The sequence below is a fragment of the Streptomyces sp. S.PNR 29 genome, from assembly GCF_030386795.1.
Classification (GTDB): Bacteria; Actinomycetota; Actinomycetes; order Streptomycetales; family Streptomycetaceae; genus Streptomyces.
Genome location: NZ_JANUQM010000015.1, coordinates 90,169 through 106,885, shown reverse-complemented (window position 1 = coordinate 106,885; position 16,717 = coordinate 90,169). Strand labels below are relative to the sequence as shown.

The following is a 16,717-nucleotide window of genomic DNA, read 5'->3' as shown; positions in this document are numbered from 1 at the left end:
CGGGCGCACGGTTCGCAGAGGTGTACAGAGGCAAGGCGAGAGAAAGGCGACGGTGTGTTCGACGCAGTGCCTGATGGGCGGTCCGATCCCTCGGGCAGGGGAAAGCCGGGAACGGTTGCGAGCATGCCGCGGCAAGTCCGTGAGGAACTGGCCCGGCGGCTGCGCCGGAAGAAACGGGCCTTCCGCGAGGAGGACGTCCAGGTCGTCGAGCCGCCGTTGCTCAAGCGTGCGGTCGGTGCCTCGGCACTCGGCAACTGCATGGAGTGGTTCGACTTCGGTGTCTACAGTTACCTCGCCGCCACCATCGGCAAGGTGTTCTTCCCCGGCGCGTCTCCGGCCGCCCAGGTGATCAGTTCCTTCGCGACGTTCGCCGCGGCGTTCGTCGTACGTCCGCTGGGCGGCCTGGTCTTCGGCCCCCTCGGGGACCGCCTGGGCCGGCAGAAGGTGCTCGCGACCACCATGATCATGATGGCCGTGGGGACGTTCGCCATCGGCCTGATCCCCAGTTACGCCACGATCGGCATCGCCGCCCCGATCCTGTTGCTGCTCGCCCGGATGGTGCAGGGGTTCTCCACCGGCGGGGAGTACGGCGGCGCCACCACTTTCGTCGCCGAGTACTCACCGGACCGGCGTCGGGGCTTCCTGTCCAGCTGGCTCGACTTCGGTACCTTCGTCGGGTACGCGCTCGGCTCCGCGCTGGTCACCCTGCTCAACATCCTGCTCACGGACGCGGAGATGCTGTCCTGGGGCTGGCGCGTCCCCTTCCTGATCGCCGGGCCGCTCGGTGTGATCGGCCTGTACATGCGGCTCAAGCTGGAGGAATCGCCGGCGTTCCAGCAGCAGTTGGACGAACACGAGAAGAGCCTCGCCCAGGAGTCGGCGGGCAGCGAGTTCAGGACCATCGTCGGCAAGCACTGGCGTCCGCTTCTCGTCTGCATGGGGCTGGTGCTGCTGTACAACGTCCCCAACTACATGGTCACCGGCTACATGCCCACCTACCAGACGGAGACCCTGGACCGGTCCAGCGGTTTCGCCGATGTCCTGGTGCTGGCGGGCATGGTGTGGATCGTGCTGCTGATCACCTTCATCGGCCGGCTGAGCGACCGCGTCGGCCGGCGCCCGGTGTACGGCGTCGCCGCGGGCGCGATGATCGTCCTGTCCGTGCCGTCCTTCCTGCTCATCAAGATGGACGGGACCTGGGGTCCGGTTCTCGGGGTGCTGATCCTCTCCACTCTGCTGGCCTGCTTCGCCGCACCGAGCGCCGCCACGCTGCCCGCGCTGTTCCCGACCGCCGTGCGCTACGCGGCCATGGGCATCGGCTTCAACTTCGCCGTCGCCGCCTTCGGCGGCACCACCCCGCTGCTCACGGCGGCTCTGGTGGACGCCACGGGCAACGACCTGATGCCCGCCTTCTATCTCATGGCGGCCGGCGTCATCGGTCTGGTAGCCGTGGCGTTCCTGCCGGAGAGCGCGCAGGTGCCGCTCAACGGGTCGCAGCCGATGGTCGGTTCGCAGGAGGAACAGCGTGAGCTGATCACCTCGTCCAAGGATCTCTACCGCGCCGCAAAGGAATCCTCGGGGAGGCGGTGACCGACCGTCGGGCGCAGCAGGAGGACGGTGATGTCGTCGGCGTGCTGACCCGCGGGTGCCGTGCGCCCGACCAGGGCGTCGAGGAGCCGGTCCAGGTCACGGTCGTCGGCGGTGGCCAGGCGGGCGGCCAGTTCGTACGTGGCCCGCGTGGCGTCGGTGCCGGGGATCTCGACCAAGCCGTCGGTGTAGAGGGCCAGAACGGCGCCGGCGGGCAGGTCGGCCCTGGTGACGGGATAGCGGACGTCGGTGTCGATACCCAGCAGCGGCCCCGGCTCGACCTGCAGGACACGCGCGTCCTGTGCGGCACGCCGCAGCAGTGGTGGCACATGCCCCGCACTGGCCAGGGTGACCTGACCGCCGGCGAGGTCCACATGTGCGTAGAGGCACGAGACCAGCAGGTCGGACTCCAGGTCGGCCAGGAGACGGTTGGTCCGCACGAGCACCTGGTCCGGCCTGGCGCCGGCGGCGGCGTGGGCGTGGACGGCGGTGCGCACCTGGCCCATGAGGGCGGCCGCGGCGACGCTGTGACCCTCCACGTCACCGACGACGGCCGCTGCCGTGCTGTCGTCCAGACGCAGTACGTCGTAGAAGTCACCGCCGACGGCGAGGCCGTGGCCGGCGGGCAGATAGCGGGCGGCGACATCGAGGCCGGCCACCTTCGGCAGGGCACGTGGCAGGAGGGCCTGCTGCAACTCGTTGACCAGGCGGTGCTTGGTGTCGTACAGGCGTGCCCGGTCCAGGGCCTGCGCGATCAGACCGGACAGGGGTGTCAGTACGGCGCGTTCGTCGGCCGTGAAGGTGTGCGGCCGGTCGTAGGACAGGATGCAGCAGCCCACCGGTCTTCCCACGATGATCAGCGGGAGGAACGCCCAGGCCTGCTTGCCGCTGATCTGCGGTGCCTTCGGGTGACTGGCAGTGAGTTCCCCGGGGCTTGCGAAGAAGGCGGGGACGCCGCCGGCCAGGACGGGGCCGGCGGGAGTCAGGTCGGTGTCCAGCGGCAGCGCGTCGAGCCGCTCCATGACGGCGTCCGCGTAACCGTGGTAGCCGATGATCTTCAGACGGCCGGCGTCGGCGGCGGACAGCACGAGACCCTGAGCGCCGAAGGCGGGCAGGATCTGGTCGACGATCAATGCGACGAGGTCACTCACCGTCACCACCTCGGTGAGCGCGGCGGCAAGATGCACCAACTGGTACAGGCGCCCTGTCGTCGCCTGTGCGCGGTGCCGCGCGGGCGCCGGCGCCGGCATGTCGGGGGTGCGGTCCCCCTGCGGGACGACGCGGACACTGATGCCGCTGGTGTCGGGGTAGAGCTGGAAGGTCAGCCAGTGGTCCGGCGGGCGGCACGCGGTGAAGGACACGGGTGCGCGGCTGACGACCGCGGTGCGGTAGTGGTCCTCGTACACGGGATCGTCGAGCCAGGGCAGCGACTGCCAGGGCCGGGTGCCCAGCAGTTGGTCCGCGCTGCGTCCGAGCAGTTCGGCTGCGGTCGTGGTGACGAAGGTGACGCGTCCCTCCAGGTCGAGGGAGACCGCGCCCTCCGGAAGGCGTTCGAGGTAGTCGGCACCGGCCGGTCCCGTCTGTGCGGGCTGCCGCATCGCATGGGCGGGGACGCTCCGCGGCCGCTCGGGGTACGAGGGCGGCACGGGGCTGTCGTCGAGAAGCCGGGCCATGCGGTGGGTGCCGGCGGTGAGACGCCCGCGTTCGCGGGGCGTGGTCTGCCGTGGGCGGTCACCGGGCCACATCAGGACGATGCCGCCCCAGCAGCGGCGCACGCCCGTCAACGGCACCGCGGCGAGAGCGAAGCCGTACGGCAGCACCGCCGCGGCGCGTGGGTAGCGGCGGGCCATCTCGTCCTGGTCCGCGACCCATACCAGCCGGTCGTCCCGGATCGCGTCGGCGACCGGAACCGGAGCGGACAGGGACAGCCGCCGCCAGGGAGCCGTGAAGTCCGCCGGCAGCCCGCTCAACGCCACCAGCGACAGCACCTGCTCTCCCTCCTCGATCAGGTACACGCCGCCGATCGAGGCACCGGTGCCGCGTACGACGTCGGCCAGCGCCGCCGCGAGGGCGTCGTCCAGTGACCCGGTGGCCACCGGTAGCTCGTCGGTCCCGGACATGGTGCCTCCCGTCCGGTGTCGAGGCGGGCGTCAGCCCGCCGGACCGGGTACGGGCGCGCTCTGCCGTCGTTCGGACGCGCCGCGCCCTAACCGGGACGCTACGCCTGAAAAGGAGCGCGGGCACGGCGTCACGCCCGCTCGTTCCCGCCTTCGACGTCGATGTGCGGGAGCAGGCGGTCGAGCCAACGGGGTGTCCACCAGGCGTGCCGTCCGAGCAGGGTCATCACCGCCGGTACCAGCAGCAGGCGTACGACTGTGGCGTCGATGAGGACGCTCACGGCCAGCCCCAGGCCGAGCATCTTGACCACGATGCTGTCGCTGATGATGAAGGCCGCGAAAACGCTCACCATGATCAGTGCCGCGCAGGTGATGACCCGGGCGGTGATCTCCAGGGCGTGGGCGACCGACGCTTTGGCGTCCCCGGTGCGCAGCCAGGCCTCGCGGACCCGGGAGAGCAGGAAGATCTCGTAGTCCATGCTCAGTCCGAAGATGATCGCGAACATCATCATCGGCACGTAGCTCTCGATGGGCACCTTGCCGTTGACGCCCAGCGCGGGCCCGCCCCAGCCCCACTGGAAGACGGCGACGACGACGCCGTACGACGCCGCGATCGACAGCACGTTGAGGACGGCGGCCTTCACGGCGACCAGCAGGCCGCGGAAGACGGCCAGGATGATCAGGAAGGCCAGGGCCACGACGACGCCGATGATGAGGGGCAGCCGGGATGCGACGATGTCGCGGAAGTCGATCTGGACCGCGGTGGTGCCGGTGACGTAGCCCTTGGCGTCGGTGCCGGAGAGCGCGTCGGGCAGTGTGTCGTCGACCAGGCGGTTGGTGAGGTCCGTGGTGTCGGCGTTCTGCGGGGAGGTCGCGGAGTAGACCGTGCCGACCAGTACGTCGCCGTCCTGGGTGGGGGCCAGGGGGGTGACCACGGCCGCGCCGTCGACGTCGTCGAGGGCCTGCTGGGTCTTCGACGCGAGCGCGGACCGCTGGGATTCCGGCACGCCGCTCTCGTCGATGACGACGGTGAGCGGGCCGTTGGAACCGGGCCCGAACGCGTCGGTCATCAGGTCGTAGGCCCGCCGGTCCGTGAAAGAGGTGGGGTCGGCGCCGTCGCCGATGTGGCCGAGCTGGAGGGAGAACACCGGGATGGCCAGGACGACGACGGTCGTGACGCCCACGGCGAGGAACTGCCAGGGCCTGCGCTCCACCCGCTGCGCGTAGCGGTGCCAGGTTCCCTGGGGCGTGGTGCCGGGGGCGGCGTCGGTCTCGGCGACCGGGCGGCGCACGTGGAGGTGGTCGATCCGGGCGCCGATGAGCCCGAGCAGGGCGGGCACCAGGGTCAGGGCCCCCACCACCGCCGACACGACGGTCACGGCGGCGGCGACGCCGAGCTTGCCGATGAAGCTCACCCCGGAGGCGTAGAGCCCGGCGAGCGCGACGATCACGGTGCAGCCGGAGACCAGCACGGCCCGGCCGCTGGTGGCGGTGGCCTGCCCCGCGGCCTGCACCGGGTCGGCGCCGTCCATGAGGTTCTGCCGGTGCCGGGTGATCAGGAACAGGGCGTAGTCGATGCCGACGCCGATGCCGATCATCGTGGCCAGGGTGGGCGAGACCGTGGCGAAGGTGAACGCCGCGGCCAGCAGGCCGAGGCAGGCGAGCCCGACGATCGCGCCGACCAGTGCCGTCACGAGGGGGAATCCGGCGGCGATCACGCTGCCGAAGCCCACGAGGAGGACGATGACGGCCACACCGAACCCGATGAGTTCACTCACCCGGTCGTCGGCGGGAGGCCGCGCCAGTTCCCCGAGTGAGCCTCCGTACTCGACCTCGACGCCGGCCGCCCGCAAGGGCTGCACGGCATCGTCGACTCCATCGAGGTAGCTGTCCCCCAGGGTCGAGGGCTGCACGTCGAAACGGACGGTGATGTAAGCCGTCCTGCCGTCCGAGGACAGCGGCCCGACGTTCTGCTCCCCCTGCCCCGAGGAGTCGGAAGAGCCGGAGGCGGACAGCGGGTTCTGGACGGACAGGACGTGCGGAAGCTTCTGCAGGTCGCCCACCGTGGTGGACATCTGCGAACCGAAGGAGGTCAGCGGGGTGTTCGCGTCGTGGAGCACGATCTGGGTGCCGTAGCCGCCGGCCGCCGGATCGTGCTGCTGCAGGACGTCGAGGCCCTCCTCGGACTGGACGCCGGGCAGGGAGAAGTCGTCCGAGTAGTCACCGCCGACGGCACGGTCCACGACCTGGAGCACGACCAGTGCCACGAGCCACGACACGATGACCACCACGAAGTGGCGCGCACACCACTCCCCCTGCCGTCGGAGCACCCCCTTCGCGGCGGTGCCCCGGACTTCTGCGTCCGCGCGGGTGGCTGGCATGGCCTCAGCCTTTTCTGTCGGGCGTCTCACTCGGAGCTCTCATTAGACGTCGGCCCGATCAGTCCGGCATGCCGGGGAACGCCAATGTAGGTACGAGGCCCTGTCCCGGTGCGCCCCCGGGGCGCGCGGTTGCCGCAACGCACGAAACCCACCCCGTGGCTCTCGGGATGGGTTTCGTCTGTGGAGCGCCGGGCAGGCCTTGCACCTGCATCTCCCCGCAGGAAGCGGGGCGTCTTTCCTTGGACCACCAACGCGCGGCCAGGTGCCAGGAGTTCTGGCGGCCTGAACAAGATCAAGCATAGCGCACGATCACCGGCTCCGCATGTCGGCTTCCTGTCCGGCGCGCGAGCGGGCGGGGACGGCGCGAGGATCGGTGGATGGGTGTGCTGCTGCCGGTCCTCTTCGCGCTGTGCGCCGCGTTCAGCAACGCGCTGGCCACCGTGTTGCAGCGGCGTGCCGCGCTGAACGTGCCGCAGAGCAAGGGGTTCCGTCCCGGACTCGTCGTCGACCTGGTGCGGCGGCCGGTGTGGCTCGTCGGGATGCTGGCCGTCGTCGTCGCCGGCGTGGGGCAGGCGGCGGCCCTGGCGACCGGCCCGTTGTCCCTCGTGCAGCCGCTCTTCGTGCTCGAACTCCCGCTGGCGCTGCTGCTGGCCTCGCTGATGGCCGGGCAGCGGCAGCCCGGGGCGCTGTGGGTGGCCGTGGCCGCGGTGATCGCCGGGCTCGGCCTGGCGCTGGCGTCGGCAGCGCCGTCCGGCGAGCAGACCCACGTGTCCGTCGAGCGCTGGGTCCCGGTGCTGGTGGCCTCCGCGGCGGCGGTGGTCCTGCTGACCGGTGCCGGATTGAGGCGGCCGGTGGGCAAGGCCCGGGCCGGCTGCCTCGCTGCGGCGACCGCGATGTGTTACGCGCTGACCGCCGGTCTGATGAAGGCCGCCATGGGAGAGTTGGACCGCGGTGGCCTCGCCGGCTTCCTGACCGCGTGGCAGACGTACGCGTTCGCCGCGGCCGGGGTCTGTGCCGTGCTCCTGCTGGAGCACGCCATGCAGGGTGGGCCCCTGGTCGCCTCCCAGCCCGCCCTCACCTGGGGGACGCGACGGTGAGTCTGGTGCTCGGTGTCCTCCTCTACCGCGAACACGTACGGACCAGTTGGTGGCTGGCGCCGCAGGTGCTCGGTGTCGCCCTGGTCGTCGTGGGCGTGCTTGCCCTGGCCCGGCGCGGAACAGAGGTGGGAACCGCCCGGTGAGCCGCCCGGGGTGGCCGTGTTGCCGGTGCTCCGCGCGAGGGGCCCGGCGATGGTGAGATGACGGAAGAGGGCCCCTCGCGCAGGGTGCGCGTCAGTCCACGATCACGGCCTCGCGTGCTGCCACACCCGGCGCTGTGAGCGCGCCGCCGAAGTTGTCCTCGACCTCCGCCTTCTCCGCCGCGTTCGGGTAGGGGTTCTTGCACGCGGTTCCCGCGCTGGAACCGGACATCAGGCTGGAGCAGGGGCCGGGCTTGCGGTCCGGCAGGCCCAGGATGTGGCCGAGTTCATGGGCCGAGATGCGGATGGTGTCGTAGCCCTGGTCGACGGCCTGCCGGCCGATGTAGACGGTTCCGTTGCCGAGGGTGGTGGGCAGGGCCCGGGGCCAGCCGTTGTCCGCCAGGACGCGTATGTTGGCGCGCTGCCCGGATGCGACCGGGCGCAGTTCGACGGCGTCGACGCTCTCGTTCCAGATCGCCGCGCCCCGGTCGACGGCGGCCTTGAACTCCGCGGCGCCGCTCGCGTCGTAGGTGAACACCTGTGCCGCCAGGGTGCGGTCCGCCGTCGTGGAAGAGGCGGCCACGGCTTGGCCGGCGGTCAGGGACAGGGTCGCCGCGAGGGCGGTGGCCAGGCCGGCTGTCAGCGTGCGGTGGTGCATGGTCGACCTCCTTGTGGGGGAAGGTAGTCGTGCGCATGACATTCCGCAGGCTCCCTGCCCAGGGGAAGCGGACACCAACCGTCGATGCGTCGCCCGGCACCACGTGGCGCGCTGCTGGTACGCGTCGAGGCGAAACGGGAACACCATGACGGTGAGGGGGCGGGCTACACCGCACACACGGACGACGAGATGCAGACGTTTCTGCCCTACCCCGACTTCGGCGCCTCCGCGCTGGTGCTCGACCGCCGCCGGCTGGGCAAACAGCGGGTCGAGGCCCTGCAGGTCCTGCGCGGCCTGACGGTGCCCGGCTACGGGTGGCGCCGGCATCCGGCGGTTCGTATGTGGGCCGGCTACGAGGAGGCGCTGGTGCGGTACGGCCTGGAGGTCTGCCGGGTGTGGCGGGAACGGGGCCACCAGGACAGCTGTGCCGCCACGCTCGTCGCCGATCTGGCCGTGGTACGCCCCGGCGCGCCGGTGCGCGGTCAGCGGGAACTCGCCCGGGCAGGTGAGCTGCCCCCCTGGCTCGGCGACGACGCCGTGCACCGCAGCCACCGGTCGGCGCTGGTCCGCAAGGACCCGGACTTCTACGCGGCCGTGTTCCCCGGGGAGCCGGACGACCTGCCGTACGTCTGGCCCGCCTCGGACCGCGACCCGGACGCGTCCGGCCTCTGACGGCCGCCACCCGGGTACGGCGAGCGAGGGTACTGACGTCACCTGTTGGGCACTCGGAGGGCACATCGTCCACGAAGAGAGGAAAGCCGTGCTCGCGGTTGCCTTCCTGCTGCTGCCCGGACTGGGGCTGCTGCTGTTCGTCATGGCACACATCGAGGACAGGCTGCTGCAGGGCGGCGGCTCGCGACAGGGGCCCCGCCCGCGCCATCTGCGTCTGATCCCCGGCGGAAAGAGCACGTCCGCCAAGGCCTCGTCGGAGGCGGGCAGCGGACGCCATGCCCATCGGGGGCGACATGCCGCCTGAACGGGCGGAAGGGAGACCGGACCTCCGGCGGCCCGTCCACAACACACAAACCCCACCTCCGGACATCCGGAGGTGGGGTTTTCAGAGCGCCGGGCAGGCCTTGCACCTGCATCTCCCCGCAGGAAGCGGGGCGTCTTTCCTTGGACCACCAACGCCGGGCGCACCCACCGGAGTTCCGTGGCGCGCTCAAGAAGATCATACCGCACCGGCCGGCCTTGTCACACACGGACGAACTATCGCCCCGCAGGACTCACCTCACGCAAACACCACGGCGATCAGCCCGGTTCGCCGCCTCCTCGCTGCCATATTCGAAAGCCCCTTCGGAGGTGGCTGTGACGCGAGAGGCGACAACTTCCCATACGAGGACGGCGGCAGCCGGCGGAGGCGGCCGTGGCCCGGAGCCCACGGCAGAGCGCATCACGGAGCGCGCCCCGGGCCTCGCCCCTGACCGCACCGCCGACCGCATCACCGACCTGGAGCGCCGACGGGCTCAGGCGGTGGCTCCGGGCCGGCCGCGAAGAGGGGGTGACTTCGGGGCTCGGGAGCGGATCGAACGACTGCTGGATGCCGGCTCCTTCACCGAGACGGGGCTCTTCGTCCGGGCCCGGCCGTCGGCCGACGGTGGCCGCCGGCCGTACGGCGATGGCGTGATCACCGGGCACGGCACCGTCGACGGCCGCCCGGTGTGCGTGTTCGCCCAGGACTCCACCGTCTTCGGCGGCAGTATGGGCGAGGCCTTCGGCGAGAAGACCGTGGCCCTCATGGACCTCGCCCTGAAGACCGGCTGTCCGGTCGTCGGGCTCAACGACTCCGGCGGCGCCCGCATCCAGGAGGGCGTCGCCTCCCTGGCCCTGTACGCCGAGTTGGTGCGGCGCAATGTGCAGGCCTCCGGGGTGATCCCGCAGATCTCGGTCATCCTGGGGCCGTGCGCCGGCGGCGCCGCGTACTCGCCCGCCATCACCGACTTCACGGTGATGGTGGACGGCGCCTCGCACATGTTCGTCACCGGTCCCGACGTCATCGAGGCCGTCACCGGCGAACGCACCACCGCCGAGGACCTGGGCGGGGCCCGCACCAGCAACACCGTCAACGGCAACGCCCACTTCCTGGCCGCGGACGAGGAGGACGCCCTCGACACCGTACGCGACCTGCTGTCCTATCTGCCGTCCAACAACCTCCAGGAGCCACCGCAGTACGCCCCCGGGACCCCTCCCGACGGGGGCGCTCTGGACGCGGTCGTCCCGGACCGGACCGGGCAGGCCTACGACATGCGCGCCGTCCTGCGCGCGGTCGTCGACGACGGCGATCTGCTCTACGTGAAGGAACTCTTCGCGCCGAACATCATCTGTGCGCTGGCCCGCGTCGAGGGCCGCTCGGTCGGGGTCGTCGCCAACCAGCCGCTGCACGCCGCCGGCGCCCTCGACATCGACGCCTGTGAGAAGGCCGCGCGGTTCGTGCGGTTCTGCGACGCCTTCGGCATCCCCCTGCTGACCTTCGCCGACGTCCCCGGTTATCTCTCCGGTGTGCGGCAGGAACAGGCCGGGATCATCCGGCGCGGCGCCAAACTGCTGTACGCCTACGCCGAGGCCACCGTCCCCAAGGTGACCGTGGTGGTACGCAAGGCCTACGGCGGCGGGTACGCGGTGATGGGCTCCAAGCACCTCGGCGCCGACATCAACCTCGCCTGGCCCACCGCCCGTATCGCCGTCATGGGCGCCGAGGGCGCCGTGGGCCTCCTGCACCGGCGCGAACTGGCCGCGGCCGCCGACCCCGAGGCGCTGCGGGCCCGCCTCGTCGCCGCCTACGAGAGCACCCACGGCACACCGTACCCGGCCGCCGAACGCGGCTACGTCGACGACGTCATCGCCCCGCGCGACACCCGCGCCCACATCTGCCGCGCCCTGCGCGCGCTGCACGGCAAACGCGCGCCGATGCCGCAGCGCCGCCACGGCAACATCCCGCTCTGACCTGCCCGACACCCCGCGACGTGAGGAGCCACGCCCGATGGACAGCCGCCGCCCGCTCGCGCCCGCGTGCCGGACCCTGCCGGAGTTTCTGCGGCACTGGGCCGACACCACCCCCAGCCGGCGGGCGTTCACCTTCGTCGACCACCCCGCCCCGGATTCGCGCGGCGTCCACCGCACTCTGACCTGGCAGCGCCTGGAGTTGCGGGTGCGGGCGCTGGCCGCCCGGCTCGCCGAGGAGGCCGAGCCGGGCGCGCGGGTCGCGCTGCTGTGCCCGCAGGGGACCGAGTACGTCACCGCCTTCCTCGCCACGCTCGCGGCCGGTCGGGTCGCCGTACCGCTGTATCCGCCGGGCCTGCCCGGGCACGCCGACCGGCTCGCCGGTGTGCTGGCCGACGCGCATCCCGCGGTGGTGGTGACGACCGGCCGTGCCCTGCACGAGGTACGGGAGTTCTGCGCGCGCGTCCATGGCGGGGACGTGCGGATCGTGGCCGCGGACCAGGTGCGCGACGACGACGCCGGAGACTGGAAGCCGGTCGAGGTGGACGCCGCTGCCACCGCCTACCTCCAGTACACCTCCGGCTCCACCCGCAACCCGGCGGGCGTGGAGATCACCCACGCCAATGTCGTCGCCAACGCCCGCCAGGCACTGGCCGCCTACGGCGCCGACACCGAACCGGTGACCTGTGTGGGCTGGCTGCCGCTCTACCACGACATGGGGCTCGTGCTGAGCGTGGCGGCGCCCGTCGTACGGGGTCTGCTGTCGGTGTTCATGGACCCGGCCGCGTTCCTGCACCAGCCCGCGCGCTGGCTGCGGCTGCTCGCCGCGCACCCGCGTGCGCTGACCGCCGCGCCCAACTTCGCCTACGACTACTGCGCGTCCGCCGTCACCGGCGCCGAGAAGGCCGAGCTGCGGCTGGACGGCGTGGCCGCGCTGATCAACGGCAGTGAGCCGGTCCGGCCGGCCACCGCCGACCGCTTCCACGCCGCCTTCGCCGCACAGGGCCTCCCCCCGACCAGCCACTGCCCCTCCTACGGGCTCGCCGAGGCCACCGTGTTCGTCTCCGCCGCCCGGCCCGGTGAGCCGCTGCGCCGCTTCGTCCTGGACCGTGACGCCCTCGCCGCCGGGAAGGCGCTGCCCGCGCGGGCGGACGATCCACGGGCGGTGCTGCTGGCGGGCTGCGGTACCCCGGCGGGACAGCGGGTGCGGATCGCCGATCCGGTGACCCGGGCCGTCCTGTCCGAGGCGGAGGTCGGTGAGATCTGGGTGCAGGGGCCCAACGTCGGCCGCGGCTACTTCCGGCAGGAGCGGCAGTCCGCGCAGGTGTTCGGGGCCGAGTTCACGGACTCCGCGGACGCGGCGGGCCGGTGGCTGCGGACGGGCGACCTGGGGACCGTGCTGGACGGGCAGCTGATCGTAACCGGCCGGCTGAAGGACCTCATCGTCGTCGACGGCCGCAACCACTACCCCCAGGACGTCGAGGCCACCGCGCAGGAAGCGCATCCGGCCGTACGCCGCGACCGGCTCGCCGCCTTCTCGGTGCCCGGCACGGAGGGTGAGCGGGTCGTCGTCGTGGCCGAGCACAAGCGGTCCGCGAGCATCGGGGTCCTCGACGTACCGGCCCTGGTGCGTGCCGTGCGCGCGGCTGTCTCCGCCGGGCACGGGCTGCGGCTCGCCGATGTCGTCGTCGTCCCGCCGGGCACGGTGCCCCGCACCTCCAGCGGCAAGGTGTCCCGGTCGCTGACCCGCGCCCGGTACCTGGAGGGCGCCTACGCGACGCCGGCCGCCGACAGCCGGGGAGGCGCGTCGTGACGGCCGCCGACGAAGCGGGGCTGCGCCGACTGATCGCCGCACGGGTGGCCGCCTGGAACGACATGCCCCCCGAACAGGTCCCGATGGACCGGCCGCTGGCCGATCTCGGCATGTCCTCCCGCGACGCGGTGGCGCTGGCCGGCGAGCTGTCCCGGGCCACCGGCCGCGACCTGCCGGCCACGCTGCTGTGGGAGACACCCACCGGCGACGACCTGGTCGCACGCCTGTGCGGCACGGTGGCCGAGAGTGCGCCTCCGCCCGCGCCGCAGCCGACCGGGGAACCCGTCGCGGTCATCGGGGTCGGCTGCCGGCTGCCCGGTGGCGTGCACGGCCCGGCCGACTACTGGCGGCTGCTGAGCGAGGGCACCGACGCGATCCGGCGCGTGCCCGAGGACCGGTGGCGCGACTTCACCCCGTTCCCGCCGGCCGACGTCCCCGCGTACGGCGGCTACCTCGACGACATAGCCGGGTTCGACGCGGACTTCTTCCACATCACCCCGCGCGAGGCCGCCGTGATGGACCCCCAGCAGCGGATCCTGCTGGAGGTCGTCCGGGAGGCGCTCGACCACGCCGCCGTCCCGGCCGTCTCCCTCGCCGGTACCTCCACCGGCGTCTTCGTCGGCGTCTCCGCCCCCGAGTACGGGCAGCTGACCGGCGCCGACCCGGCCACCGTCGACGCCCTGGCCCCGGCCGGTGCGGCCCTGAGCGTCACCGCGGGCCGCCTGGCGTACGTACTGGACACGCGTGGGCCGAGCATGGCCGTTGACACCGCCTGTTCCTCGTCGCTGGTCGCCGTGCACCATGCCTGTGTCAGCCTGCGCACCGGCGAGAGCGACACGGCGATCGCCGCCGGCGTCAACCTGCTGCTGTCCCCGACCGTCACCGCCGCCTTCCGGCGGGCCGGTGCCCTCGCTCCGGACGGGCGGTGCAAGCCGTTCTCGGCGGCGGCCGACGGTATCGGCCGGGGTGAGGGGTGTGCGGCGGTGCTGCTGAAGAGGCTGTCCGACGCCGAGCGGGACGGCGACCGGATCCTCGCGGTCATCCGCTCCACCGCCGTCAACTCCGACGGCCGCTCCAGCGGCCTGATGGCTCCCAACCCGGCCGCGCAGCAGGCACTGTTGGCGACCGCCTACGCGCGGGCCGGGCTCGACGCGGCGCACGTCGACTACGTCGAGGCGCACGGCACCGGCACCCCGCTCGGCGACCCGATCGAGGCGGGCGCGCTCGGCGCGGTGCTCGGCGTCGGCCGTGACGTGGACCAGCCGCTGCTGGTGGGCTCGGTGAAGAGCAATCTGGGTCATCTGGAGGCGGCCGCGGGCATCGCCGGCCTGGTCAAGACCGTGCTCGCCCTCCATCACGACCGCATCCCGCCCTCCCTGCACTGCGCCGACGACAGCGCCCTCGGTGACGCGCCGCTGCGGGTGGTGACGGAGCCCGAGCCGTGGCCCCGGTACGGCGGCACCGCCACCGCCGGTGTGTCCGGCTTCGGGTTCGGCGGCACCAACGCCCATGCGGTGCTGCAGGAATGGCGGTCCGGTGTCCTGCCGCCGGCGCCGGCCGACGCGCCGGCCGCGCGCCTGTACCTGCTCGGCGACGTGGACTCCGACCGCCTCCGGGACACGGCGGGGCGGATCGCCGGCTGGCTCCGAGGGCCCGAGGGAAGCGCCGCACGCCTGGCGGACGTGGCCCGTACGCTCGCCGGGCGCACCGGCCGCGGGCCCGTGCGCGCCGCCGTTTCGGCCCGCGACCGGGACGAACTGGCCAAGGCTCTCGGCGAGTTGGCGGCCGGACATGCTCACCCGCGGGTCGCGTGGGCGGACCACCGACGGATCGGGCGCGGCCCGGTATGGGTGTTCTCCGGGTACGGCAGCCAGTGGCCCGGCATGGGGCGCCGGCTGCTGGCCGAGGAGCCCGTCTTCGCCGCCGCCGTGGAGAAGCTCGACGCGCAGCTCGCCACCGAGTGCGGGCTGTCGCTGTACGACCAGCTGGCCTCCGGGGACGGCCTGGACCGCCTGGAGGTGGCCCAGCCCGTGCTGTTCGGGCTGCAGCTCGCGCTGGCCGAGCTGTGGCGCTCCCACGGCGTCGAACCCGCCGCCGTGATCGGCCACTCCGTGGGCGAGGTGGCCGCCGCCGTGTGCGCGGGCGCCCTGGACGTGCCGGACGCGGCCCGCGTCATCGCCGTACGTGCCCGGTTGCTCAGTCGGCTGCGCGGCGGCGCGATGGCGGTGGTCGACCTGGAGGATGGTGAACTGGGCGCTGTGGTGCGGGAGTTCCCCGGTGTGCATGTCGCCGTCCACTCCTCGCCCCGGCAGAAGGTCGTCACCGGTGACGAGCCCGCGGTGAACCGGCTCGTGCGGCGGCTGGAGGAGCAGGGGCGGGCCGTCCGGGCCATGCGGGTGGTCGGCGCCGGGCACTCGCCGCAGGTCGACCCGCTGCTGCCGGAGCTGACCGACGCCCTCGCCGGTATCCAGGCACGGCCGCCGCGTGTGCCCGTCTACTCCACCGTCCTGGACGACCCGCGCGGTCCCTGCACGTTCGACGCCGCCCACTGGGCCGCCAACCTGCGCCGGCCCGTGCGCCTGGACCGGGCCGTCACCGCGGCTGCGGCCGACGGGCACACCGCCTTCGTCGAGGTCTCCCCGCATCCGGTCCTGTCCCATGCTGTCACCGACACGGTGCCCGGCGCCCTCGCCATCGGCACGCTGCGCCGGGACGCGGACGACGCGGTGGCGTTCACCGCGCAGGTGGGCGCCCTGTACGCCGAGGGCCTCGACCTGCCGCTGCCGCCCGGCCGTGTCATCGACGTGCCCGTGCCCCGCTGGCGGCACACCCGGCACTGGTGGACGGACGGCCCGGGACCCGCCGCGGCGAGCAGCGCTCCGGCGCTTGTCGAGGAGGCACGCCGACCCGAGGCCGACCCGGTCCTCGCCCGCCTCGGCCACCACATCGCCGCCGTCACCGGTCACTCGCCCGCCCGTCTCACCGCCGGCACCGCCCTGGCCGACCTCGGCCTGGACTCGCTGATGGCCGTCCGCATCCGCACCGCCGTCCAACGTGAGTTCGCCGTGGAGCTCCCGCTGCGCGACCTGCTCGGCGCCACCACCATCGGGGACGCGGCCGCCCGTGTCCGACGGGCGCTCCCGGCGGACGGCGACTCGCCCCTGCAGGTCCTGCACGGTACCGGCTCGGGGGCCCCGCTGTTTCTGGTGCACGCCGCCGGTGGGTCGACCGACGTCTACCGGACCCTCGCCGGGCGGCTCGGGGACGACCGGCCCGTGTACGGGCTGGAGCGCGTCGACGAGGCCCGCACGATCACCGAGAAGGCCCGCCGCTACGCAGAAGCCGTCACCGAAGCCCACGCCGACGGGCCCTTGGCGCTGGGCGGTTGGTCCTTCGGCGGCTTCGTCGCCCAGGAGACCGCGCGGCACCTGACGGCCGCCGGGCGGGCGGTGGAGCTGGTGGTGCTCATCGATTCCGTACGGCCCCTCCCCCGCCCCGGCCGGTCCCCGGCCGACCGGATCCGCGCGCACCTCACCGGCTTCGCCCACCACGTCGCCGAGACGTACGGCGTCCGGCTGGAGTTGCCGTACGACGACCTCGTGGCCATGGACGACGACCGCGAGCGCATCGACGCCGTGCTGAGCGTCCTGCGGGCGGCCGCCGACGTGCCACCGGCCGCGTTGGAGCACCAGCGCGCCTCCTACCTGGACATGAGGATCGGGGAGGCCCACCGTCCGGGTCGCTACGACGGCCGGGTGGTGCTGTACCGGGCCACCGAAACCGCACCGCACACCGTGCGCGACCCGGCGTACGAGCGCGAGGACGAGGCGCTCGGCTGGGACGAGGTGTGCCCCCGGCTGGAGGTCGTACCGGTGGCCGGGCACCACCTGTCGCTGCTCGACGACCCGCACGTCGACGAGATCGCCGCCCATCTGCGGCGGGTGCTCGCCGAGCAGATCCGCTGAACGCAGAACCCGAGGAGCC

General features: G+C 72.8%; 9 protein-coding genes and 1 pseudogene. 7 read left to right on the top strand and 3 right to left on the bottom strand.

Annotated elements, in window-relative coordinates; translation table 11 throughout:
• Nucleotides 1–123: 123 nt before the first annotated feature.
• Nucleotides 124–1,590, top strand: coding sequence for an MFS transporter (locus tag NW895_RS33420; protein ID WP_289940476.1), 1,467 nt, complete (start codon nt 124–126; stop codon nt 1,588–1,590).
• On the opposite strand, the gene NW895_RS33415 is transcribed toward NW895_RS33420, so the two are convergent.
• Nucleotides 1,554–3,707 (bottom strand): SpoIIE family protein phosphatase, encoded by a 2,154-nt coding sequence (locus NW895_RS33415; RefSeq protein WP_289940475.1) that lies wholly within the window; start codon nt 3,705–3,707, stop codon nt 1,554–1,556. The genes NW895_RS33420 and NW895_RS33415 overlap by 37 nt on opposite strands.
• Nucleotides 3,708–3,835: 128 nt before the next feature.
• Nucleotides 3,836–6,085: an MMPL family transporter gene (locus tag NW895_RS33410; protein ID WP_289940473.1), complete on the bottom strand. Its 2,250-nt coding sequence runs from the start codon at nt 6,083–6,085 to the stop codon at nt 3,836–3,838.
• Between the two features lie 377 nt (nt 6,086–6,462).
• On the opposite strand from NW895_RS33410, the pseudogene NW895_RS33405 reads away from it, so the two are divergent.
• Nucleotides 6,463–7,325: pseudogene (locus NW895_RS33405) on the top strand (DMT family transporter).
• A gap of 91 nt (nt 7,326–7,416) precedes the next feature.
• Here the strand turns inward: NW895_RS33405 and NW895_RS33400 are convergent.
• A complete protein-coding gene (locus NW895_RS33400; RefSeq protein WP_289940471.1) occupies nt 7,417–7,980 on the bottom strand; it encodes a snapalysin family zinc-dependent metalloprotease in 564 nt (187 codons plus the stop codon).
• 189 nt (nt 7,981–8,169) lie between these two features.
• On the opposite strand from NW895_RS33400, the gene NW895_RS33395 reads away from it, so the two are divergent.
• The 5 genes from NW895_RS33395 (at nt 8,170) to NW895_RS33375 (ending at nt 16,698) form a co-directional block, all read left to right on the top strand.
• Complete coding sequence (locus tag NW895_RS33395) at nt 8,170–8,652, top strand: MSMEG_6728 family protein (RefSeq protein ID WP_289940662.1); 483 nt, start codon at nt 8,170–8,172, stop codon at nt 8,650–8,652.
• 88 nt (nt 8,653–8,740) lie between these two features.
• Nucleotides 8,741–8,956: a hypothetical protein gene (locus NW895_RS33390; protein ID WP_289940469.1), complete on the top strand. Its 216-nt coding sequence runs from the start codon at nt 8,741–8,743 to the stop codon at nt 8,954–8,956.
• Nucleotides 8,957–9,372: 416 nt separating this feature from the next.
• Nucleotides 9,373–10,923, top strand: coding sequence for an acyl-CoA carboxylase subunit beta (locus NW895_RS33385; RefSeq protein ID WP_289940661.1), 1,551 nt, complete (start codon nt 9,373–9,375; stop codon nt 10,921–10,923).
• Nucleotides 10,924–10,960: 37 nt separating this feature from the next.
• Nucleotides 10,961–12,733, top strand: coding sequence for a fatty acyl-AMP ligase (locus NW895_RS33380; protein ID WP_289940467.1), 1,773 nt, complete (start codon nt 10,961–10,963; stop codon nt 12,731–12,733).
• A complete protein-coding gene (locus NW895_RS33375; protein ID WP_289940465.1) occupies nt 12,730–16,698 on the top strand; it encodes an acyltransferase domain-containing protein in 3,969 nt (1,322 codons plus the stop codon). The genes NW895_RS33380 and NW895_RS33375 overlap by 4 nt, the downstream gene beginning before the upstream one ends.
• The last annotated feature ends 19 nt before the right edge of the window (nt 16,699–16,717 follow it).